The 22,782-nt window shown below is 63.9% G+C and carries 20 protein-coding genes and 1 tRNA gene; 7 read left to right on the top strand and 14 right to left on the bottom strand.

Going from position 1 to position 22,782, the window contains the following annotated elements:
- The first annotated feature begins 98 nt into the window (after positions 1–98).
- From X771_RS146705 to X771_RS146715, 3 genes are read left to right on the top strand one after another with little or no spacing between them, the layout of a single operon-like run.
- A complete protein-coding gene (locus X771_RS146705; protein ID WP_023688835.1) occupies positions 99–869 on the top strand; it encodes an SDR family oxidoreductase in 771 nt (256 codons plus the stop codon).
- 2 nt (positions 870–871) lie between these two features.
- The gene (ugpC, locus tag X771_RS146710) at positions 872–1,939 is read left to right on the top strand and encodes a sn-glycerol-3-phosphate ABC transporter ATP-binding protein UgpC (protein WP_023688834.1); all 1,068 of its coding nucleotides are present in this window, start codon (positions 872–874) and stop codon (positions 1,937–1,939) included.
- Positions 1,940–1,969: 30 nt separating this feature from the next.
- The gene (locus tag X771_RS146715) at positions 1,970–2,851 is read left to right on the top strand and encodes a MurR/RpiR family transcriptional regulator (RefSeq protein WP_023681445.1); all 882 of its coding nucleotides are present in this window, start codon (positions 1,970–1,972) and stop codon (positions 2,849–2,851) included.
- A 117-nt stretch (positions 2,852–2,968) separates the two neighbouring features.
- On the opposite strand, the gene X771_RS146720 is transcribed toward X771_RS146715, so the two are convergent.
- Together X771_RS146720 and X771_RS146725 are read right to left on the bottom strand one after the other, a co-directional pair.
- On the bottom strand, positions 2,969–3,280 hold the full coding sequence (locus X771_RS146720) for a DUF167 family protein (protein ID WP_023688833.1): 312 nt from the start codon (positions 3,278–3,280) through the stop codon (positions 2,969–2,971).
- A 13-nt stretch (positions 3,281–3,293) separates the two neighbouring features.
- Entirely contained in the window at positions 3,294–3,584 is a 291-nt protein-coding gene (locus X771_RS146725; RefSeq protein ID WP_023668602.1) for a YggT family protein, read from the bottom strand.
- A gap of 148 nt (positions 3,585–3,732) precedes the next feature.
- Between X771_RS146725 and X771_RS146730 the strand changes: the two genes are divergently transcribed.
- A tRNA-Ala gene (locus X771_RS146730) sits at positions 3,733–3,808 on the top strand.
- A 101-nt stretch (positions 3,809–3,909) separates the two neighbouring features.
- On the opposite strand, the gene X771_RS146735 is transcribed toward X771_RS146730, so the two are convergent.
- Positions 3,910–5,871, bottom strand: a complete 1,962-nt coding sequence (locus X771_RS146735) for an acyltransferase family protein (protein ID WP_084566783.1) — start codon at positions 5,869–5,871, stop codon at positions 3,910–3,912.
- Positions 5,872–5,974: 103 nt separating this feature from the next.
- Positions 5,975–6,583 carry a WHG domain-containing protein gene (locus tag X771_RS146740; RefSeq protein WP_023688831.1) on the bottom strand — a complete coding sequence of 203 codons (609 nt, stop codon included), beginning with the start codon at positions 6,581–6,583 and terminating at the stop codon, positions 5,975–5,977.
- Between the two features lie 107 nt (positions 6,584–6,690).
- Between X771_RS146740 and X771_RS146745 the strand changes: the two genes are divergently transcribed.
- The 3 genes from X771_RS146745 (at position 6,691) to X771_RS146755 (ending at position 11,293) form a co-directional block, all read left to right on the top strand.
- A complete protein-coding gene (locus X771_RS146745) occupies positions 6,691–7,377 on the top strand; it encodes a PspA/IM30 family protein (protein WP_023688830.1) in 687 nt (228 codons plus the stop codon).
- 111 nt (positions 7,378–7,488) lie between these two features.
- Entirely contained in the window at positions 7,489–7,776 is a 288-nt protein-coding gene (locus X771_RS146750) for a YiaA/YiaB family inner membrane protein (RefSeq protein WP_023668598.1), read from the top strand.
- A gap of 91 nt (positions 7,777–7,867) precedes the next feature.
- Positions 7,868–11,293 carry an acyl-[ACP]--phospholipid O-acyltransferase gene (locus tag X771_RS146755; RefSeq protein WP_023688829.1) on the top strand — a complete coding sequence of 1,142 codons (3,426 nt, stop codon included), beginning with the start codon at positions 7,868–7,870 and terminating at the stop codon, positions 11,291–11,293.
- Positions 11,294–11,341: 48 nt separating this feature from the next.
- Here the strand turns inward: X771_RS146755 and X771_RS146760 are convergent, their stop codons facing one another.
- The 10 genes from X771_RS146760 to X771_RS146805 form a co-directional block, all read right to left on the bottom strand.
- Entirely contained in the window at positions 11,342–12,553 is a 1,212-nt protein-coding gene (locus tag X771_RS146760) for a hypothetical protein (RefSeq protein ID WP_023688828.1), read from the bottom strand.
- 49 nt (positions 12,554–12,602) lie between these two features.
- Positions 12,603–13,553, bottom strand: a complete 951-nt coding sequence (locus tag X771_RS146765) for a hypothetical protein (RefSeq protein ID WP_031202804.1) — start codon at positions 13,551–13,553, stop codon at positions 12,603–12,605.
- A 128-nt stretch (positions 13,554–13,681) separates the two neighbouring features.
- Positions 13,682–15,463, bottom strand: coding sequence for an ABC transporter ATP-binding protein (locus X771_RS146770; RefSeq protein WP_023688826.1), 1,782 nt, complete (start codon positions 15,461–15,463; stop codon positions 13,682–13,684).
- A 187-nt stretch (positions 15,464–15,650) separates the two neighbouring features.
- Positions 15,651–16,595 (bottom strand): acetamidase/formamidase family protein, encoded by a 945-nt coding sequence (locus tag X771_RS146775; RefSeq protein WP_023668593.1) that lies wholly within the window; start codon positions 16,593–16,595, stop codon positions 15,651–15,653.
- A complete protein-coding gene (locus X771_RS146780; protein ID WP_023688825.1) occupies positions 16,585–18,228 on the bottom strand; it encodes an ABC transporter substrate-binding protein in 1,644 nt (547 codons plus the stop codon). The genes X771_RS146775 and X771_RS146780 overlap by 11 nt, the downstream gene beginning before the upstream one ends.
- A 28-nt stretch (positions 18,229–18,256) precedes the next feature.
- A complete protein-coding gene (locus X771_RS146785; protein WP_023688824.1) occupies positions 18,257–19,177 on the bottom strand; it encodes an ABC transporter permease in 921 nt (306 codons plus the stop codon).
- A 13-nt stretch (positions 19,178–19,190) separates the two neighbouring features.
- Positions 19,191–20,093, bottom strand: coding sequence for an ABC transporter permease (locus X771_RS146790; protein ID WP_023681457.1), 903 nt, complete (start codon positions 20,091–20,093; stop codon positions 19,191–19,193).
- Positions 20,071–20,685, bottom strand: a complete 615-nt coding sequence (locus X771_RS146795) for an ANTAR domain-containing protein (RefSeq protein WP_023688823.1) — start codon at positions 20,683–20,685, stop codon at positions 20,071–20,073. Before X771_RS146795 ends, X771_RS146790 begins: the two co-directional genes overlap by 23 nt.
- Entirely contained in the window at positions 20,682–21,776 is a 1,095-nt protein-coding gene (locus X771_RS146800; RefSeq protein WP_023688822.1) for a transporter substrate-binding protein, read from the bottom strand. The genes X771_RS146795 and X771_RS146800 overlap by 4 nt, the downstream gene beginning before the upstream one ends.
- Before the next feature lie 171 nt (positions 21,777–21,947).
- The coding region (locus X771_RS146805; protein WP_023688821.1) for an energy transducer TonB at positions 21,948–22,782 on the bottom strand (835 nt) is incomplete at its 5' end.

The following is a 22,782-nucleotide window of genomic DNA, read 5'->3' as shown; positions in this document are numbered from 1 at the left end:
CATGATTTCACGCTGTGCAAGCGGATTATCCTGTTGCTTAATTACATTTCTTAAAATAGCGTTTTCCGATTATCGTAGATCCCAGGGAGGCGCGCAGCGTGGTTTCAACGGCCGAATTCGCAGGCAAGACCGTGCTGGTGACCGGCGCCGGCGGCGGGCTCGGCTCGGCTATTGTGGCGCTGCTGGCCGAACGAGGCGCGCGCGTCGTCGGCTGCGACCAGTCGCAAGACCAGCTCGGCAGTCCGCATCTGGCGTCGCGCCACGTCTTCGACCTTCTCGACCGGATCTCCACCGATGCCGCGATCACGGCGATCCTCGAGAAAGACGGCGTGCCCGACATCCTGATCAACAATGCCGGCTGGACGCGCGCCGAGACTCTTGCAGCGCTGACCCCCGACAAGATCACGCATGAACTCGACCTCAATCTGACCGGGGTGATGCTGTTCGCCGATCCGCTGATCAAGGCAATGGCCGCGCGCGGTTCGGGCAGCGTCGTCTTCATCTCTTCCGTCAACGCCATCGCCCACTTCGGCAACCCGGCCTATGCCGCGGCCAAGGCCGGCATCAATGCCTATGCCAAAGCGGTCGCTGTGGAACTCGGCCGCAACGGGCTGCGCGCCAATGTCGTCTGCCCCGGCTCGATCCGCACCGCCGCATGGGACCATCGGCTGGCCAAGAACCCGGATGTTCTCGGCAAGCTCAAGCGGCTCTATCCGCTCGGCCGCATCGTCGACGCCACGGAAGTGGCCGAAGCGGTGGCCTTCCTTGTTTCGGATCGCGCATCGGGGATAACCGGCGCGGTGGTGCCGGTCGACGCCGGACTGACCGCCGGCTTCCTGCCCTTCATCGACGACATATTGGGAGCCTGACCATGACCGATGTCGAGTTCCGTGACCTGTCGAAATCCTTCGGACGCCACAAGATCCTCGAAAACATCAGCCTCGACATCAAGAGCGGCGAGTTCGTCGTGCTGGTCGGCCCTTCCGGCTGCGGCAAGTCGACCTTGCTGCGCATGCTGGCCGGGCTGGAGCCGATCACCGCAGGCGACCTCTTGATCGGCGGCGTGCGCGCCAACGATTTGCCGCCACAGCAGCGTAACATCGCGATGGTCTTCCAGTCCTATGCGCTGTTTCCGCACCTGAAAGCGGCCGACAACATCGGCTTTGGCCCAAAGATCCGCGGCGAAAGCCGCACGGCAATCGACGCCAAGGTGAAAAAGGCCTCTGGCGTCCTCAACCTGTTCTCCTATCTCGACCGCTATCCCCGGGAACTGTCGGGCGGCCAGCGCCAGCGCGTCGCAATGGGCCGCGCCATCGTGCGCGAACCCTCGGTGTTCCTGTTCGACGAGCCGCTCAGCAATCTCGACGCGCAACTGCGCGTGCAGATGCGCACCGAGATCAAGGCGCTGCACCAGCGGCTGAGATCGACCATCGTCTATGTCACCCACGACCAGATCGAGGCCATGACCATGGCCGACCGCATCGTGGTGATGGACCGCGGCAAGATCCAGCAGGTCGGCGCACCGCTGGAACTCTACGACCGTCCCGCCAACAAATTCGTCGCCTCCTTCATCGGCTCGCCGTCGATGAGTTTTGTCTCCGGCGCCCTGAAGACGACGCCCGAGAAAAGCTGGTTCGAATCGGCCGGCGGAGGGCGACTGGCGCTCGGCAGCAAGACGGTGCCGGCTGGCAGCACGGTCGAGGCCGGCATACGGCCCGAACACTTCGTCATCGGTGAGGCTGTCGACGCGATGGCGATCAAGGTCGATGTCGTCGAGCCGACCGGCTCGGAAACCCATGTCTATGGCGCCATCGGCGCTGACACGGTGCGCGCCGTATTCCGCGACCGGGTTCAGGTCAAGCCCGGCGAAATGCTGCCGGTCTCCGTCGCGCCGGGCAACATTCATCTGTTCGACACGGCAACAGGCCTGCCGCTATGAAGGCAGCGCTATGAAGACGACAACCCAGAAATGAAAACGCCGGCCGACATCATCACGCGCCTGCAGCTGATGTCGCAGGACGGCACCAAATCGGACCGCCGCCTGGCCGGCCTCGTGCTGACCGATCTCGACTTCGCCTCCAAGGCGGCAATCTCGGAAATTGCGGCGCGCGTCGGCGTCAGCGAGCCGACGGTCACCCGTTTCTGCCGCAATCTCGGCTGCGAGGGTCTGCGCGATTTCAAATTCTACCTGGCGCAGGCGATTGCCATTGGCGGCCAGTATCTGTCGCCCGAACCGCTGAACCGCGACGCGCGCGAGCAGCGCATTGCGTCGGCCATCACCGAAGCGGCAATCGCCGCCATCCAGCGCGCCAGCGAAAACCTCGACATGAAGACGCTGGTGGGCGTGGCCGCGCGCATCGTCAGTTCGGGCAATGTGCTGTGCATCGGCTCCGGCGGCATTTCCTCGATGATGGCGACCGAGATGCAGAACCGGCTGTTTCGGCTCGGCGTGCCGGTGCTGGCGCAGATCGACGGGCAATTGCAGCGCATGTATGCCGCGGTCGCCACATCGGAGACGACGCTGATCGCGTTCTCGGTGTCCGGCTATGCGCGATCGGTGATCGACGCCGTTCAGGTGGCCCAGCAATATGGCGCCACCACCATCGCCGTAACCCCGCCGGAATCAGCGCTCGCCAAGGCCGCCGATACCGTCATCCAGTTCCAGTCGCTGGAGGACGGCAACATCTACAAGCCGACCTCGTCGCGCTATGCTCTGCTGTCGATCGTCGACATGATCGTCACCTCCGTGGCCGAGACGCGCGGACCCAGGGTTCTCGAAAACCTGCGCCGCATCAAGCAGAGCGTGAACACGCTGAAGGTCGACGATCCGAAGCTGCCGCTGGGGGACTGAGAGTGGGGCGGAAGCTGCCAATCTCCCCCCTCGTGGGGGAGATGTCCGGCAGGACAGAGGGGGGCGCTGTTCCGCCGACAGATCAAGGGGCTGCATGCCGCAACGCTGGATCTTCGATCAGCCGCTGAGCGCCCCGATACGCTGCGCCAGCACCGCCGGATCACCCCCGACACGCACCGTCTTCAGCCGCGCCGTGCCGCCTGCAACGACCGACACGACCGATGCCGGAACGCCCAGCGCCTTGGCCACCAGCGGTTCCAGCGCCGCATTGGCCGCGCCATTCTCCGGCACGGCGCGCACGCGCGCCTTCAAATGGCTGCGCCCGTCGGCCATCGTCTCCACGCCTCCGAGCCTGTCCACGGAAGACTTCGGCGTCAGCCGGATAAACAGGTCGATGCCGTCGGCGCGCAAGCGGAATGGCGCGCTCATGCCGCCGTCAGGTTCACAGGACCAGCGGCGCTATCGTGGTGAGAATGAGCTGCCTGAGAAAGAACAGGAGCAGAAGCAGGATGATCGGCGAGATGTCGACGCCGCCAAGGTCGGGCATGAACCGACGGATCGGCCGCAGCGCCGGCTCGGTCAGCCGGTAGAGCATGTTGCCGATGCTGCCGACGAACTGATTGCGCGAGTTGACGACGTTGAACGCATAGAGCCAGGAAAAGATCGCCGAGGCGATGATGACCCACCAGTACAGGTCCAGCGCCATGACGATTGTTTGAATGAGGGCGAGCATGCCGGTCTCCGATTGTTGCCGACATGTAGCCATTGAGCGCGAAACCGGCAAGGGCCGGTCGCCTACAAGCATCGGGCACAAGGGATTTCGGCAAAACCCCGCCTTGACAGGAAACCGCAGCCTTCGATAAATGCGCCATCCGCTGGACGGGGCTGTAGCTCAGCTGGGAGAGCGCGTCGTTCGCAATGACGAGGTCAGGAGTTCGATCCTCCTCAGCTCCACCAGCGGAATTTCCATTTCTTTGCTCGTCCCGAAAAATATCTGGACTCTGTGCCTGCTGGAGCAACTTGGGAAAGCGCGAGGCCCTTTCGCTTTGGGAATCGCATCACAGGCCGAGCCTGGGGGCGAGATAAGGCGCGAGCGCAAGCGAATAGGTGGCCGTCAAATGACCGGTGTCGCGCCAGACGATCATATTGCCGACGACCGCCGGGCATAGTTCCGGTCCGCACAAAGCGTCAGTCATATCGACGACGCGCACGTTATTCTGACCCTCCGCGGCAAGCGCCAACAGGTTGTTGAGCTCGGCGTCGCTTCTTTTGGTGGAGCATTTTGCGGGCGTGGCGCTCAGGCAATCGCCGGGTTCGAATCGCATCAAGGGCGTGTTGCGGATGACGATGATCTGCGAACCTGCCTCGGTCAGTTCGCTCCAGACATTGCGCAGCCCCTCGATCATCAGGTCATCCGGAACCGATCCGGCGTTGGACTGGCTGGTGATGACGGCGAGCGGCCTGAGCTTTAAAACCTCAGCCAGCACTTTCTCCCTCCACTCGTAGCAAGATGGATACGGTTTGCCGTCCGACTTGGTAGGCGCACGCGCGAATGCGCAGGCGGATTTCGAGAAAGAAACCAGTTTGAATTTGCGGTCCCTGGCGATCTTGTTCAAGGCTGGACCCCATTGGGCAGCGTGGGAATCGCCAACGAGGACGATGGTTTTCGTGCCGGCAGGGTCGCCCAGCACACATCCCACCGGTTTCGCTCCTTTCAAGTTTTGCTGACATCCCGCCGAGAATAAACCCGACACGTCCCGCCTTAGCCGGGCCAGCGGCGGCAGGAGGTCCACATCGTCCGGAATCGTCGCGCCGGTCAGCAAGGCGGCAGGCCCGGGATAGGCCGGCGTGCCGATCAGCGTAATGTCGGTGCGTTGCGTCGTCACGAAATGCAGCAGCCCCTCCGATGCCGCCACGCATGCCAGGACAGCGATGGTGCCGTACCCCAGCGGCTTCCACCAGGCACCCCGGGATTGCCGGCAGGGTTGTTCGACATAGCGATAAGACAGGTCCGACAGGACCACAGTCACCGCAATCAGGCCGGCACCACTGGCAAAGGTCAGCGAAAAGCCCTGTCCCAGGAAGAATGTGATCAACGGCCAATGCCAGAGATAGATCGAATAGGACCTATCGCCGATGAACCGAAGCGGCCACAAATCGAGCCCACGAAACCGACCGGCTTGGCCTTCGCCAGCCAGGATGATGAGCACGGTGGCCAGGGTTGGCAGCAACGCACTGAGGCCAGGGAACGGTGTCGCCGCTGAAAACAGAAGAGCGGAGGCAAGGATGCCGGCGGTGCCGGCAAGCGCCATCACCCGGCTTGCACCCGCGCCCAGGCGGAACCGGTGCTCGCCAAGCACCAGCAGGCCGCCCAACGCCAATTCCCACAGGCGTGTATGGCTGACGAAATAGGCCTGTGCCGAATCCGTTTTCGTCAGGATGACCGAGGCGGCCAGCGATGCCAGGAAAACGAGCGACAATGTCGTCGCCAAGCATCGTCGCAAGGAGAGATGCCATCGCCGCGCCAGCCAGATCACGCCGATCATGAGCACCGGCCAGACGATGTAGAACTGCTCTTCTATGGAAAGCGACCAGTAATGCTGCACCGGCGTCGGCAGATTGTCGGCGTCGAGATAGCTGACTGCCTCGTGGGCCAGACGCCAGTTCTCGACATAGAGCGCGCTGGCCAGGATCTGGTTGGCCGTTTCCTCCCAGCGCGCCTTGGAAATGAACAGCAGCGTACCGAGCAGCGTCACCAATAGAACCAGGATCGCTGCTGGCAGGAGCCGGCGGATTCGTCGCGAATAGAATTCGATCAGCGAGACGCGACCGTCGCGCAGCGCCATCTGCGCCAGCAGCCCGGTGATCAGATAGCCAGAGATGACGAAAAAGACGTCGACGCCGATATATCCGCCGGGAAGAGCATGGGGCCACAGGTGAAAGACGACGACCAGAGCGACGGCCAGTCCGCGCAACCCTTGTATTTCGGGTCGAAACCGACGGTTCTGATCGATTGTCACCGGGTATCCCCCAACAGTCTCAGCCGGCCTGGATCAACCGGCAATTCGCGCCACGATCTTCATAAGGGCAGAGTGCCGTGAGGCAAGAGCCGATCGCAGCAGTTCATTCCCTTTCCGTCTCCAGTCCGCTCACCAGCGTGCCGACGAAACCCAGCAGCTCACTTTCGAGATCGGTGGACGCCAGGCCAATGAAACGGCCTTCGAGCGAGAGGGCGACGATCCCATGCACGGCGGAGAACAGCGTGCGCGCGCGGGCCAAAAGCTCCGGCGTTGCCGCCGCCGGGAGCAGCTGGGCCAGCGGCTCAACCAAATGCTGGATCAGCACCGCATGTTCGGCCAGATGCCATTCGGGCACCGCCACGCCTGGCGCCATACGGTGCTCGAACAGCGCCTTCCACGCCATGCGGTTGTCGCGGGCGAAGCCGAGATAGGCCTTGGCCAGCGCCTTCAGCCTTGCCCTAGGCTCGGCGACGCCGGTCGCCTCTTGCTGCAGGGCCGCCCCCAGCCTGGCCAGTGTGATCGAATTGACGTGCAGGATGAGCTCGTCCAGGTCGGCGAAGGCGGTGTAGAGCGCGCCCAGCGCGCAGCCGGCATCGGCCGTGATGTCGCGCGCACGCAGACCGGCGAGCCCCGAGGACTGGATGCGCGCTTGCGCGGCCTCGATCAGCCTGCCTTTGAGGTCCTCGCGTTTGGCGTCCCGTTTTGCGGTCATTAACCTTCTCTTATGCGCAATCATGAACACCGTTCATTTTCTCCTTGAACGCCGTTCACAATGTGCTACTTTGCCTCATGAACAACGTTCATAGAGGAGAAACGGAAATGTTGAAACAGTTTTTTGCTCTCGTTCGCGGCCGAAGCTACGAAGCCGCCGAGGCGGTCGTCGACCGCAACGCGCTGATAATCCTGCGCCAGCAGATCCGCGATTGCGCCGACGCTATCGCGGCCGCCCGCCGGGCGGTTGCAATTGCCATCGCCCAGAACGAACAGGAAGTCGCGCAGTTCAAGAAGCTTGTCCTCCGCATCGACGATTTGGAGAAGCGCACGATCGCCGCCATCGAGCAGGGACAGAATGAACTGGCCCGCGAAGCCGCCGAAACCATCGCCATGCTGGAAGCCGAACGCGACGCCTCCGCCGAGGCGCAGAAAAGCTTCGACACCGAGATCGAGCGTCTCAAGCGGATCATCCGCGTCTCCGAAATGCGCCTGCGCGAATTGCAGCGCGGCCAGCGCATCGTTGCCGCGGTCGACTCGACCCAGCGCCTGCGAGAAAGCGCGCCCGGCTCCAGCCTGTCGGCGCTCAGGGACGCCGAGGAGACGCTGCTGCGCCTGCGCACCAGGCAAAAGCAGATCGACGCCACCGCGGCCGCCATGACCGAGATGGAACAGTTGGGCGATCCTGCCGCCGTCTCAGAGAAGCTTGCGGCCGCCGGCTGCGGTGCGCCGCTGAGAAGCAGCGCCGACGCCGTGCTCGAACGGCTCACGAAGACCATGACCAAGCCGGCCTGATTGTTATCCAGTCTGATTGTATCCGGCCTGATGGTATCCAGCCTGATTGTATCCAGCCTGAAACAGACCCACGCCCAACCAACCTGACCTTGAAACGAAAGGACCATATCGATGACCCCGAACACCTATTCCCCCAAGGACTCAAGCGCCTGGAAGACCTTCACCATGGCCAGTTTCGCCGTTGCCGCCACGATGATGGCCGGCGGCATCTACTTCATGGAGGCGAGCTTCGCCGCCAAGGGGTTTTACGCCATGGCCGCCATCATGCTCGTGCACACCTCGATCACCATCACCAAGACGCTGCGCGACTCGGAAGAGGCAAGCCGCTTCATCAACCGGCTGGAAGACGCCAAGACCGAGAAGTTGCTGATGGAAGTCAGCCGCAGTAACGAAGTGTAACCGGGTTCCCGCTAAACAAGGCTCAACGCGCAAGACCGCTGATCAATCCAGCCAGGATTTTAATCGGTCTTGCCCAATGGAAGTCGCCGCTATGGAAATCGCCCCGATCAACCGACCGACAGCTCATCTGATGACGTCCAGGCGCTTTGCGCCCTTGTTCTGGACGCAGTTCCTGTCCGCCTTCAACGATAATTTCCTCAAGAACACGCTGGTGTTCCTTATTCTGTTCACGCTGGCGGCGGACCAGGCGGCATCACTGGTCACCTTGGCGGGCGCCGTCTTCATGGCCCCCTTCCTGCTCCTGTCGGCGCTCGGCGGCGAGCTCGCCGACCGCTTCGACAAGGCTCTCATAGCCAAGCGTCTGAAATTCGCCGAGATCGCCGCGGCGGGTGTCTCCGTCGTCGGCATCGCCCTGTCGTCCATTCCCGTGCTGATGACGGCGCTGTTGATGTTCGGCGTTATTTCGGCGCTGTTCGGACCGATCAAATACGGAATCCTGCCCGATCACCTCGAACGCAAGGAACTGCCCAAGGCCAACGCCTGGATCGAGTCAGCCACGTTTGCCGCGATTCTCGGCGGCACCATAGCCGGCGGCGTCGTTTCCGCCGATGGCATCGGCGTCGCGGTGTTCGGACCGATCATGATGGCGCTCGCCGTCGGTTGCTGGCTCGTCAGCCGCTATATCCCGTCCACCGGTTCGGCGGCGCCCGACCTTGTCATCGACAAGAACATCTTCCGCTCGACCTGGCGCCAGGTCGCCGAATTGCGCACCGACACGCGCATCTGGCGCGCCGGCCTGATGACGTCGTGGTTCTGGCTGATCGGCGCCATCGTGCTCTCGCTCCTGCCGGTCCTGATCAAGGATTCGCTCGGCGGCAACGAAATGGCCGTCACCGTCTACCTCGCCGTGTTCGCCGTCTCGATCGCCATCGGTTCGGCCATCGCCGCCTGGATGTCGCAGGGCCGCATCGTGCTGTTGCCGGCACCGGTCGGCACGGCGCTGCTCGCCCTGTTCGGCCTGCATCTCGCCTGGACCATCTCCGGCATGACGCCGTCGCCCCAGGCGGAAACCCTTGGCGCATTCTTCGCCGGCCCAAACACGATCCGCGTCGCCATCGACCTCGCCGGCATGGCCATTGCAGCCGCTTTCCTGGTGGTGCCGACCTTCGCCGCCGTGCAGGCCTGGTCGCCCGAAGCGCGGCGCGCCCGGGTCGTCGCCGCCGTCAGTATCGTCAATGCCGGTTTCATGACTGGCGGCGGCATCATCATGGCCCTGATCCAGACGAAGGTCTCGACCGGCGGCATCCTGTTCGGCCTCGTCGCGGCCAATGCGATTGCCGCCTGGCTGATGCTGAAATATTTGCCGACGAACCCCTTCCGTGACTTCGTCTCCATCCTGTTCCGCGCTTTCCTGCGCCTCGAAGTCGAGGGTATGGAAAACCTCAAGGCGGCCGGCAAGGCGCCGATCCTGGCGCTCAACCATGTCAGCTTCCTCGACGGTCCGCTCGCCTTGACGCTGACCGATGAGGAACCGGTCTTCGCCATCGACTACACCATTGCCCAGGCTTGGTGGATGAAGCCGTTCATGAAACTTGCCCGCGCTTTGCCGCTCAACCCGGCCAAGCCGATGTCGACCCGCACGCTGATCAAGATCGTGCAGGGCGGCGACCCGCTGGTGATCTTCCCGGAGGGACGCATCACCGTGACCGGCGGCCTGATGAAGGTCTATGACGGCGCCGCCATGGTTGCCGACAAGACCGGCTCGATGGTTGTGCCGGTGCGCATCGACGGGCTGGAGAAGACCTACTTCTCGCGGCTGAGCTCGCAGCATGTGCGCCGCCGCCTGTTCCCGAAGGTCAACGTGACTATTCTGGAACCGGTCAAGCTCGAGGTGCCGCAGGAGCTGAAGGGCCGCAAGCGCCGCGCCGCTGCGGGTTCCGCGCTCTACCAGGTGATGTCGGATCTCGTTTTCCGCACCCAGGACATAGACAAGACCGTACTGGAAAAGATCATCGAGACGGCGAACGAACGCGGCATGAAACAGCTCGCAGTTCAGGATCCGGTCACCGGTTCTCTCAGCTACAGCAAGCTGCTCACGGCTGCCGCCGTGCTTGGTGAGAAGTTCCAGAACCTTTATGCCGACCAGCAGACGCTGGGCATCATGCTGCCCAACGCCAACGGCTCTTGCGCGACACTGCTCGGCGTCATGTCCGCCGGCAAGGTTCCGGCGATGATGAACTTCACCGCAGGTGCTGCCAATATTCTGTCCGCCTGCAAGGCCGCCGAAGTCCGCACCGTGCTTACCTCCCGCGCGTTCGTCGAACAGGCAAAGCTCGGCGCTGTAGTCGAGGAACTCGGTCGCTCGGTCGACATCGTGTGGCTCGACGATCTCAGAAAGACCATCAGTCTCAAGGATAAGCTGCTCGGCTTGCTGCGCAAGTCGACGCCGCGCGCGAAACGCAAGCCCGGCGATGCGGCGGTGATCTTGTTCACCTCGGGTTCGGAAGGCACGCCGAAGGGCGTCGTTCTGACCCACCGCAACATCCTGGCCAACGCCGCCCAGGCGGCGTCGCGTATCGACTTCCATTCGGGCGACAAGGTGTTCAACGTGCTGCCGATCTTCCACTCCTTCGGCATGACCGCGGGCACGGTGCTGCCGTTGATCTCCGGCGTGCCGGTCTATTTCTACCCCTCGCCGCTGCACTACCGCCTCGTGCCGGAACTGATCTACGGCTCGAACGCGACGATCATCTTCGGCACCGACACCTTCCTCTCCGGCTACGCGCGCACCGCGCACCCCTACGACTTCCGCTCGATACGCTATTGTTTTGCCGGCGCGGAACCGGTCAAGACAGCGACGCGCATGACGTATATGGAGAAGTTCGGCCTACGCATCCTCGAGGGCTACGGCGTCACCGAGACGGCGCCGGTGATCTCCATCAACACGCCGATGTACAATCGCTCCGGAACCGTCGGCAAGATCATGCCCGGCATGGAATACCGCCTCGATCCGGTCCCCGGCGTCGACGAAGGCGGCCGGCTGTTCGTGCGCGGCCCCAATGTCATGGCCGGTTATCTCCGGGCCGAGAAGCCCGGCGTGCTCGAACCGCTCGACGACGGCTGGCATGATACGGGCGACGTCGTCGCTATCGACGAAGGCGGCTTCATCACCATTCGCGGCCGCGCCAAGCGCTTCGCCAAGATCGGCGGCGAGATGATCTCGCTCGCCGCTGTCGAAGCGCTGGCCGGCGAATTGTGGAAGGGCTCGCTGTCGGCGGTCGCCACAGTGCCCGACGCGCGCAAGGGCGAAAAGCTGATCCTCATCACCGAGGCATCTGGCGCCACACGAGCGGAATTCCTCGCCTACGCCAAGGCCAACGGCGCCATGGACCTGATGGTCCCGGCCGAAGTGCGGGTGGTCTCAAAGGTACCGGTCCTTGGCTCCGGCAAGCTCGACTTCGCCGCCGTGACAAAAATGGTGCGCGACGAAGAGGCCTTGAAGACCAAGGCCGCCTGACCCGGCTACGGCAACGGGCCGACGCAAGAGCCGGCCCGTTCAGTATGATCAACCCTTCGCATGCCGCTGCGAGATCAGCATCGCCATGCGCTGGACTGCCCGCAGCTCCATTTCCACGCCCGGCGACGATGCCAGCGCCGGCATGTTGAGCGCCACCACGGTCAACGGCTCGAGCGTCGCCAGCAGCACATGGGTCGCCTCAAATTTCTCGAACAGCCATGCCAGCTGCTCGCGTGTATCCTGGTCGACTGGCGCCCCCGGCTGCGTATCGGCGAGCGAGCGCACGGGCTCCTGCTCCAGTGCACGGGCCAGCACCTTCAGGTCGAAATCACCGAGGTCGGCTGCCGGCAGGATCAGCGCACCGTCGACAAGAATATGGCTCTGCAGGCCGCGCAGGAAGCGCGCCGAATCGGTGAGGTCGCCCTCGGCCATATGCTTCAGCAACGAGTCGCGGCGCTTCTCCGCGGTGAGGCTGACGCTGTCATTGTAGATGACTGCCAGCAGCGTCGCCGACAGCACGATCACCACGCCCTGCACACTGCCGCGCCAGCCGAGATCGTCGATGCCGCCCAGCGCCAGCCCGGCGAAAACCGAGCTCAGCGTAATCACGGTAAAGGCGCCGATCGTGTCGCGATGGCCGAGGCTGGCGCGTCCAAGGCCGATCGTCAGCCAGCACAGGAACAGGATGGCGATGCCGCCAAGCCGAACCGGCACTTCGAACAGGCCGGGCCGGTAGTCGGTGACCATGAACGGAATGATCAACAGCAGCGACAGCGCCATGCGCTCGACCGTGCGGTTTTCGGCCGCCGACAGGCTGTCGCGATCGCGCGTCATCACCAGCCAGCCGATGGCGAGAAAACCTCCGAACTGGAAGGCAAGTAGTACCGCCATCCGCCATGGCTCGGCAAAGCGTTCCGGGATCGGCGCCAGCAGTAGAAACAGCAGGGCGCCGCCGGCGGCAAAGAACTTTAGCGCAAACGGCGCGTGCCGGCGTAGCAGGCCTTCGGTCAGCAGCAGTGCGGCCAGCGGCAGCAGGCCCGCCGCCGCGATGGTGACGAAGCGGAAGAGTGCGAGGCCGGTAGTCCAGTCGAGGATGCGGCAGGCGAGCAGAACCGTCAGCACCCGCAAACCGAACAGAAAACGCCGCGACAGCGGATCGCCGGTGTCGCGCCCGCCGACGACCGATATCACGATCAGCAGCCCGAACAGCGCCGCCAGCGAGGTGATGGTGTCGGCCACGAGCGTGTCGTCGAGGTTCATCGGTCAGCGCCCATCAGCTCACACCCAGGCATCATCACGGATGAAGCCATCAGCGTGTCCATGGTCTCAGCACATTCCATTGGCGGCTGCTATCCGCCCAGTGTACCACCGGCAAAACCAGCCGCTGCAGCGTGGCCGCCGCACCTGCTACCGCAAGGGCGGCAAGCGAGCCGCGCGGAACCGCGTCGGCGAGATAGGTGCGCGCCGACTGAAAGCTCATCTGGCCGATCTGCAGCACATCATCGCCGCGCGTGTAGTCGAGTTCCTTGCGGCAGAACTCGTTAAAGGTCTCGACGCGGTGCTTGGCCGCCCCGTCGAAGGTCTTCTTCAGATCGTCCGAGCCGCCCGTATAGGCGTTGGTGATGACGAAGCGCTCTTCGTCGAAACCAGCTTCGGGGCCGACACCGAAGACATGGCGATGGCGCGCCATGATCTGCCGCGCCAGAAGCACATGGGTAAGCGAGCGGCGCGCGCCGGCATGCGGTCCTGGGAACACATTGCTGAACGCCTCCGCGACCATGCCGACGACAGCGGGTACCTGGGTGACATTGGAAATCCAGATCGGCCGCAGTTGATTGCGCAAAAACATCAGGAAGCAGGTCAGGCCGTAAAGGATCCAGCTCAGCCCGCGGCTGCGCTCGTCGGGATCGATCATGACCAGACCGAGGTGCAAGACTTCATAGGGCTTGCCGGCGAGCGATATCTCCATCAGCGCCAGCGCGTTGAAGGCGATCGGCTGCCGGTCGCTGCGCCGGTAGACAATGGTGATGATGGAATGTTCCAGCCGGCTGCGGTCGCCGGAAAACACGCCATAGGTCAGGCTGCCGAACTTCAGTGTCTTGGACGCTACCAGCCGCAGATCGCTGCTCAGCTGCTCCAGTTCGGCAGCCTTCATCCAGCGCCCGGGCCGCTCCACGACGCGCGTCTCGTAGTCGGCGGATACGCGCATGCGCACATCCATGAACCGACCCGGCAGCAGCTGCAGAACCGCCTTGAGCACTATTTTTCCCCTTGGCAAGAACTCCGACCGTATAGTGGCCGCCGTCCACCTAAGACGCGGTAAACCCGAGACGGCAGTTCTTGGTTGTACTCAACAAAGTAAAAGAACAGCTGCCAGCCAGTGCGGGCTCAGCTTTCCGCAGCAACCAGATGGCCGCCGCCGACATCGTTCAGCGCCAGCTTCAGCGGCGCCTCCCCGATCCTGCGGGTGGCGCTCGGGATTTCCTGGTCGAGGCGCGCGAAGCGCGTTCTGCGCTGCGCCGGATCGGGCACCGGCACGGCGTCGATCAGCCGCCTGGTGTAGGGATGGCGCGGGTTGGAAAACACCTGGTCGCGCGTGCCCATCTCGACGATCTGGCCGAGATACATGACGGCAACGCGGTCGGAAATGTTCTCGACCACCGCCATGTCGTGCGAGATGAAGAGATAGGCGACGCCGAATTCGCGCTGCAATTCCTTCAGCAAATCGAGCACACGCGCCTGCACCGAGACGTCGAGCGCGGAGACGCTTTCGTCAGCGATGATCAGTTTTGGTCGTAGCGCCAGCGCTCGGGCGATGCAGACGCGCTGGCGCTGGCCACCGGAGAATTCGTGCGGGTAAAGCTCCATCTGTTCGGCCGACAGGCCGACACGCTCGAACAGCGCCGCCACCCGTTCCCGGCGCTCGTCCTTCGAAGCGATGCCATGGATCACCAGCGGCTCGGCAACGAGGTCGCCGACGCGCATGCGCGGATCGAGCGAGGCGAAGGGATCCTGGAAAATCATCTGGACGTCACGGCGCACCGCCTTGCGTTCGTCGCGGCCAAGACCGGAGAGATTGCGCCCGCCAATGACGATGTCGCCGCTATACGGCGCCAGTCCGGCCAGCGCCTTGGCGGTGGTCGACTTGCCGCAGCCGGATTCGCCGACCAGAGCGAGCGTTTCGTTGGGCGCGATCGAGAAGCTGACGCCCTCGACGGCGTGGACGCGGCGGGTGACCTGGCCAAAGATGCCGCCACGCAGATCGAAGCGGACATGCAGGTCGTTGACCTCGGCGACATTGGCCGGCTCCAAGACGTCAATCGCATCCCTGGATTTCTGTCGACCGACACCACTGCCGATGCGCGGCACGGCAGCCAGCAGTTCGCGCGTATAGTCGGCCTGCGGGCGGGCAAAAATATCCGATGTCGTGCCTTCTTCGACCATGCGGCCGTCGCGCATGACGATGACCCGGTCGGCCATTTCGGCAACCACGCCCATATCGTGGGTGATCAGGATGACGCTGGTGCCATGCTGGCGCTGCAGGTCGCGCAACAGCTCCAGCACTTCGCCTTGCACGGTGACGTCGAGCGCCGTCGTCGGCTCATCGGCGATCAGCACGTCGGGCTCGAGCGCCAGCGCCATGGCGATCATCACCCGCTGGCGCATGCCGCCGGAGAGTTCGTGCGGAAACTGCTTTAGCCGGCTTTCCGCCTCCGAAATGCGCACCGCCTTCAACGCCTCGATCGCGCGCTGGCGGGCTTGCGCCGACGACAGGCTGGTATGCGCTTCGATGGATTCGGTCAGTTGCCGGCCGATCGACAGCACCGGATTGAGCGAGGTCATCGGCTCCTGGAAGATCATGGCGATGCGGTCGCCGCGAATGCGCCGCATCTGGCGTTCGTCGAGGGTTGCTAGGTCGGTGTCGCCCCGATTCCCATCCCGAAGACGGATCATGCCTGACGATATGCGCGCCGCCGGCTGCGGCAAAAGCTGCATGATCGCCAGCGCGGTCATCGACTTGCCGGAGCCGGATTCGCCGGCAATGCAGAGCGTCTCGCCGCGCGCCAGCGTCAGCGACAGGTTGGAGACGACATCGCGCTCGCCGTCCTCGCCGCGCACGCTGACGGAGAGGTTGGCGATGGAGAGGACGGGGGTGTCGGCGAGGGTCATTGTGGGTGGAGCCCTGCGACGGATTGGTTCCGTCGCACCATTCGCACAAACCTTGGCGCTGACCCCCACCCGGACGTCCGGTCCGACCTCCCCACAAGGGGGAGGTAGGGCGGCAGCGCTTTACCCTCCCCCTTATGGGGAGGGTCGCTGCGAAGCAGCGGGGTGGGGGTGCAGCGCCGACCTGACATCATTCAAACACGCAACGCGGAAAATAGAACGACACCACCCAGTTCGGCATGTCGACGATCTCGCTGATGCGCAGATCACCACACACCGAGGCCAGCATATAGGCCTCGACCGGATCGATCTGGTAACGCCCAGCGAGCAGATCGACCATCTGCGCCACCGCCTCCTTCGCGCCCGCCATCAGATCCGGCCCAATCCCCGTCGTCACCTCGTAACCCTTGGCATCGAGATGGCGCGTCACCGGGCCCGGCGTGGTGAAGCGCGGCGTCTTCAGCCTGGCGTCCTTGACAAGGTCGAGCTTGAGCACGACGTCCATCGGGCTCTCGATCGCCGTGCCGCAGACCTCGCCATCGCCTTGTGCGGCGTGCGTATCGCCGACCGAGAACAGCGCGCCGGCCACCTCAACCGGCAGATAGAGCGTCGTGCCGGCAGCGAGATCGCGGATGTCGAGATTGCCGCCGACCCGCCGTGGCGGCACCACCGAGTGAAGCCCCATCTCAGCCGGCGCATTGCCGATGGTGCCGGCGAACGGCTTCAGTGGCACGCGCGCGTTTTTCCCGAACAGCGCCGGTTCGAGCGCGGCTGCATCGTATTTCCAGATGTTCAGCGCCGGTTCCGTGAAGTCATCGGCGAGCAGGCCGAAACCGGGAATGTTCGCCGTCCAACCGAAGCCGGACGGTTTGAACATCTCGATCGTCACCTTGAGCGCGTCACCCGGCTCGGCGCCCTCGACGAAGATCGGCCCGGTCACCGGGTTGACCCCGGCGAAGTCGAGCTTGACGATTTCGGCGACCGTGCTGTCGGCGTTCAGCTGGCCGCCGGCGGCATCGAGGCACTGGAACTCGATGGTCGCGCCGGGCGCCACCCGCTCGGCCGGGACAAAGGAATTGTCCCAGCCGAAATGGTGATGGCGCCCATGGATGGTGTAGTCGCAGCTATTGCACATCTTTTACGTACACATTGTCATAGTTGATCGGGATATGGACCGGGTCGACATAGAGGTTGTCGGCGCCGCCCATTCGGGCGGATTTCATGGTGAAGCGCTGTTCGTTGAAGACCGGCGCCCAGGGCGCGTCTTCCATCACCTTGTCGTAGATGGCGCTCCACATCTTGTCGCGTTCGCCGGCCTTTGCCGGGTCGACCACAGAATCCGCCTCGGCCGCCTTGGCGTCGAGGTCCTTATTGCAGTACCACGACCAGTTCCAGCCGCCCGGCACCGCGCCGGCGCAGCCGAGGATCGGGCCGTAGAAATTCGACGGATCGGGGAAGTCGGCGATCCAGGCCATGCCGCCCGACCAGATCATCGGCGCGCCGGCCTTGTCACCGCCGGCGGCGATGACATTGGCCTGCGCCAGCGACTGGATGCTGGCCTTGATGCCGATCGCCGCCAGGTCCTGCTGGATCGCTTGGGCAATGCGCGGGTTGGGATCGGTGTTCATGGCGAACAGCTGCGTGTCGAAACCATCGGCATGACCGGCCTCGGCCAGCAGCGCCTTGGCTTTGGCTACGTCATAGGGATAACCCTTGTAGTCCTTGTCGTAGCCCGGCATCGACGGCGGCAGCGGCTGGTTGGCCGGCACGGCGCGGCCGTTGATGATCTGGATGATGCGCGCCTTGTTGAGCGCCATGTTGACGGCCTGACGCACCTTAACATTGTCGAACGGCGCCATGGTGGTGTTCATGGTGACGTAGCCGGTGTGCAGCTGACCGCCTTCGACGACACGCGCCTTCTGCTCGGGATCGGCCATCACCTCCTGGAACTTGGCCGGCGGAATGCCGTCGCCGGGAACATCGATCTCGCCCTTCTGCAAGCGCAGCAGCGCCACGATCGGCTCCTGGCCGATCTCGAAGGTGATCTTGTCGAGATGCGGCAGGCCCTTGTGCCAATAGTCCGCATTGCGCTCGAAGACGATGCGCTGTCCCAGCGTCCACTCGGCGAGCTTGAAGGCGCCGGTGCCGACCGGATGCTTGCCGAAATCGGCGCCATATTTCTCGACCTCTTCCTTCGGCACGACATGGGCGAAATTGATGGCCATGACATGCAGGAAGGTGGCGTCGGGCCGGGTCAGTTCGAACTTGACCGTGTAGGGGTCGATGACGGTGACACCGGACAGGCCTTCGGCCTTGCCGGCGGCGACATCGTCATAGCCCTTGATCGAGCCGAAGAAGCCGGCGCCGGGGCTCTGCGTCTTCGGATTGGTGACGCGGTCGAGCGAATATTTCACGTCGTCGGCCGTCATCTCGCGGCCATTGTGGAATTTCACGCCATGGCGCAGCTTGAAGGTGAAGGTCTGGCCGTCGGGCGAAATCTCGTAGCTTTCTGCCAGATCGGGCTTCAAATTGGTGGTGCCCGGCTCGTAATCCATCAGCCCATCGAACAGGCTCTTGATCATCGACCAGTTCTGCCAGTCATAGCCGATCGCCGGATCGAGGGTCGCAACATCGTCCTTGTAGGTGATGGTGATGGCGCCGCCTTGCTTGGCGTTGGGATCGACCGTGTCTTCGGCGCGGACGCTTGTCATGCCGAGCATGAGGGCCAAGGCCGATGCCGCGACTGTGGATGCGAGAAACTTTTTCATTGTTGTGTTCCCTTTCTCTGTTTCATTTTCATCTGAGCTTGATGCGGGGATCGATGAACGGCGCGATGATGTCGGCGAGCAGATTGCCGAGCACGATGGCGAAGGCCGAGACCAGCGTGACGCCCATGATGATCGGAATGTCGACGCGCTGGATCGCCTGCCACGCCAGCTGACCGATGCCGGGCCAGCCGAACACGCTTTCGACGACGACGATGCCGCCCATGAAGATGCCGATGTCGATGCCGATCATGGCGATGACCGGCAGGATGGCATTCGGCAGTGCGTGGCGGAATATGATGGCGCTGCGCGCCAGGCCCTTGGCCCGCGCCGTGCGGACATAATCCTGGCGCAGGACGTCAATCATCGACGAGCGCATCATGCGCGCGTACCAGCCGGCGCCGAGTATGCCCATGGTCAGCGACGGCAGCACCAGATGGCGCCATGTGCCGTAGCCGCCGATCGGAAACCAGCTTAGCCGCACGGCAAAGACGTAGAGCAGCAACAAGCCGACGACGAATTGCGGCGCCGAGACGCCGACGAAGGAGGCCACCATCAGGGTCTGGTCGGTGGCGGAGCCGCGCTTGACGGCGGCGATCAGCCCCATGCTTAGACCGATCAGCAACTCGCACAATATGGCGCCCACCATCAAAAGCAGGCTGGCCGGCAGCCGCGAGACGATGAGCTCGGTAACCTCCGAGCGCTGGATGTAGGAGCGGCCGAGATCGCCGCTGATTAGCTTCGTCAGGTAGTGCCAATACTGGACGACGAAAGGCTGGTCGAGGCCGAGCTGCTGGCGGATGTTTTCCACCGTCTGCGGCGTAGCACTGCGGCCGGCGATCTGCCGCACCGGGTCGGCCGGCAAGAGGTAGAGCAGCGCAAAAGTGATCAGCGAGACGCCAAGCAGGATGAGCAGCGACTGGATCAGCCGGCGGCCGAGATAGGCGATCATGACCGGCCCCCCATTATTCCCGGCCCCTTTGCGTCGGATCGAGGATGTCGCGCAATGCGTCGCCGATCAGGTTGAAGGCCAGCGCCAACGCCAGGATTGCGGCGCCGGGGAAGAACACCAGCCAGGGGGCGGCCTGGAAATAGGTCTGGTTCTCGAAAATGATGTTGCCCCACGACGCGGTCGGCGGCTGCACACCGATGCCGAGGAAGGAAAGCGTCGCCTCGAGCAGAACCGTGGTCGAGATGCCGAGCGTGCCCCAGACGATGATGGTCGGCAGCAGATGCGGCAGGATGTGGCGAAATAGGATGCGCGGCGCACTCGCCCCGATGCTGCGCTCGGCATCGATGAACTCGCGTTCGGCCAGCGACGATGTCTCGGTGTAGATGACACGCGCCGTCTGCACCCAGTTGACCAGCGCGATGACCATGGCGACGATCCACAGGCTGGGCTGAAACACTGCCGCCAGGCAGATGGCGAGCAGCAGCGCCGGGAACGCCATCATCAGATCGGTGAAGCGCATCAGCGCGCTGCCGATCCAGCCGCGGAAATAGCCTGCGGTGACGCCCACCAAAGTGCCGATCAAAAGCGCCACGCCATTGGCGACGATGCCGATGATCAGCGAGGTGCGGGCGCCGTAGAGGATGCGGGTCAAGAGGTCACGTCCGAGCAGGTCGGTGCCGAGCCAGTACTGGGCGCTGGGCGGCAGCGGCGAGCCCTCGATGGTCAGGCCGTCGAACATCTGCTCGTTGGGGTCATAGCCGGTCAGCCGGGGCGCCAGCACAGCGCCGGCAAGGACAATGGCGACGATGACCAGGCCGAGCAGCGCCAGGCGGCGTTTCACCAGCCGGCGCCAGACACCGGCGCGCGGCTTGACCGGCATGCGCACCGGCAGATCAGGCGCGATGGGACTGGTCATCGCCGCCTTCTTCCCCCGTTGCTTCCTCGCTTTGCATTGCCACGATGCGACGCGCGGCATCCTCGACGCTGATCTGCCAGCTCATCGCCAGCGATCGCAGTTGTGCATAGGCACGCTCGTCGTCGCTGCCTTTCGACAGTGCCGTCACCGCGCGCACAATGGTCTGGCGCTCGGCGACGCGCTGGCGCAGTGACGCTATCTCGCCAGCTAAATGCTTGCGTGCCTCGAAGCTCTGCCTTGCGATCAGCAATGCGCTGTACACACCGGCATTGCCGACCGGCTTCAGCAGCTGCGCATCGGCCTTGTGCGACAGCGCCCATTCGATACGCCCCGGCGCCTCGGAACCGATCAGCGCCACCATCGGCATCGGCGCTTCACCGGCTTTCCACGGGAATTGCTCGTCGAAACCGAGATCGGCATCGAAGAAGACGAAGTCGGCGGCGAGAGCTTCCGGCGGCAATTCCGGCCAGCAGTCGATCGTAGCCAGGCCGATGGCCGACAATTGCCTGGTGATGGCCTGCACCGTCGGATGCGGGCGATGCAGGATAAAGGCTCTGGCGCCACCGAGATTGGGGATGCGCGCCCGGGTCATGACACCACCCTCAGGCGCGGACGGCCGAATGTCTTGGCGGGGTCGTAGCGCGACAGATAGGGATCCGGCGCGACCTCATCCTCCTGGCTGACGACCTCGAAGAAGCCATCGGCGATCCGGCCGATGATCACCGGCAGCGTCGCGTGCTGGGAGTGGGCGTCGATGGCGATCGGCCCGAGCCGGGTGGAGAAGCGCCGCTCGGCGAAGGCTTTGGAAAATTCCGCCGGGCCGGCATCAGTGTCGCGCGACAGCACGTCGGCCATCACCTGCACCGAGGCATAGGCGGAGGCCTCGAAGGACGAAGCGAAGGCAGCCGGCCGGGGCGCGAAATAGGGCCCGACCGACAGATGCCCTTTCCCTGTCTCGCCGATCGCCGGCAACTCGCCTTCGGTGAGGTTGCAGGAGATGACGGGGCAGTTTTCCGGCCTGAATGCCGCATCCTCATCGCCCAGCTCGCGGTAAGCCGCCAGGAAGGCGTAGGATGAGGTGCCGATCAGATTGTTGAGGATGAAGCTCGGCCTCGTCGCCCGGATTTCCGCGATTAGCCGCGACACGTCGGTCTCGCCGATGCGCAGATAGCGCTCGCCCAGCACTTTGCCGCCGGCATCCGCGATCAGGTCGCGCGCTACGCGGTTCATCTCCCAGCCCCAGATGTAGTTCGAGCCGAGCAGGAAGCCGTTGGCGCCGAAACGCGGCACGACATGCGCCATCAGCGGAACCAGATGCTGGTTGGGGCAGGCGTGCATGTAGACGACATGCTCGTTGGCCTCGAACCCTTCATAGGGGCAGGCATACCAGAGCATGCCGCCGGCCTTCTCCAGCACGGGGATCGTTTCCTTGCGGCTCCAGGAGGTGACGCAACCGACGACATGGCGCGCGCTGCTGGTCCTGAAAATGTCCTCGCACAAAGTCGCGTAGCGATCGGCATTACTTTGCGGATCGCGCTCGACCGGAACCAGTTCGATGCCATAGCTCCGATCGGCATTGATGTCGGCGATGGCGCGCATGGCCCCCATCCGGCACGCATCGGAGACCAGCTGGTAGCTGCCCGAGCGGGAATACAGGATGCCGATCTCGATACGCCGTTTCAAACCGATCCTCAGAAATGACAATGCCCCGCAGCCAGCGCCGGAGGGCGAGGCATGCGAGGCATATTTGCCGCCCGGCGACCAAGGCCGGTATTTTGCGCTAGCGTATTCGGTCCGGCGGGTCAGTCAAGCGGGAAAGTACGTGGTCATGGGATCGGCCTTGTCCGGCTGCTTCTAGTTCCGCAGCGTGAACATCAAAGGCGCCACGACAGCCGTACCGGCCTTCTCAGGCGGTGGCGCGGGCACCGTCGCACCCTGCAGAATGCTGAGCGCGGCGCGATCGAGATCGGCGTCCCCCGAAGATCGTGTCAGCCGGACGGAGGTCACCTTGCCCGAAGCGCTGACGACGAAGGTCACATTTGCGGTACCCACGGCGCGCCGCGACCTTGCCGCGCTCGGGTAGCGCTTGTGCCGATTGATCCATCCGATCAGCTGGGAGTTCCATTTGCTTGCACTGACTGATGATCCTCTCGATTGCGAAGCCTTCGGCGCCGACGCCTTCGCCGCTGCCTTTTGATCGACACTGGCGGTCACGACCGCTTTCGCCGGCGCGGCCTTTTCCTTCTTCTCTTTCGGTTTCGGCTTGGGTTTTTCGGCAGCCTTCTTCGCCTTCTCGATCGGCTTGGCCTCCACCGGCTTGGTCTCCGCCGGCTTGGTCTGGGGCAGCGGAATGACCACATCCGGCGCTATGGTCGGGACGATGTCGGGCACCATCTCATCCAGCGGCGGCGATTGATCGGGCTGCTCGGCCGCTGCGGTCTCGATCGGAGCGGTCTTATCGGGTTGAGCCGCTTCCCTCTTCTCGGTGACCGGCTCCGGCTTACCGGGCTCGGGCTCTACGACGGGCTTCAGTTCGGCAACCGCCTCCTCGATCTGGTTCGGCGGCTCGGGCGTCACCACGTCGGCCGCTGAGTCCACCCGCACCGCCGGCGCCACCATCATCGGCGACAGCTCGATAGCCACAGCCGGCGGCGGGCCTCCATCGGCCATGTTGGCCAGGCTGAAGCTC

The sequence above is a fragment of the Mesorhizobium sp. LSJC269B00 genome, from assembly GCF_000502815.1.
Lineage (GTDB): Bacteria > Pseudomonadota > Alphaproteobacteria > Rhizobiales > Rhizobiaceae > Mesorhizobium.
The sequence above is the reverse complement of the archived record's forward strand: the minus strand, read 5'-3'. Positions and strand labels throughout refer to the sequence as shown.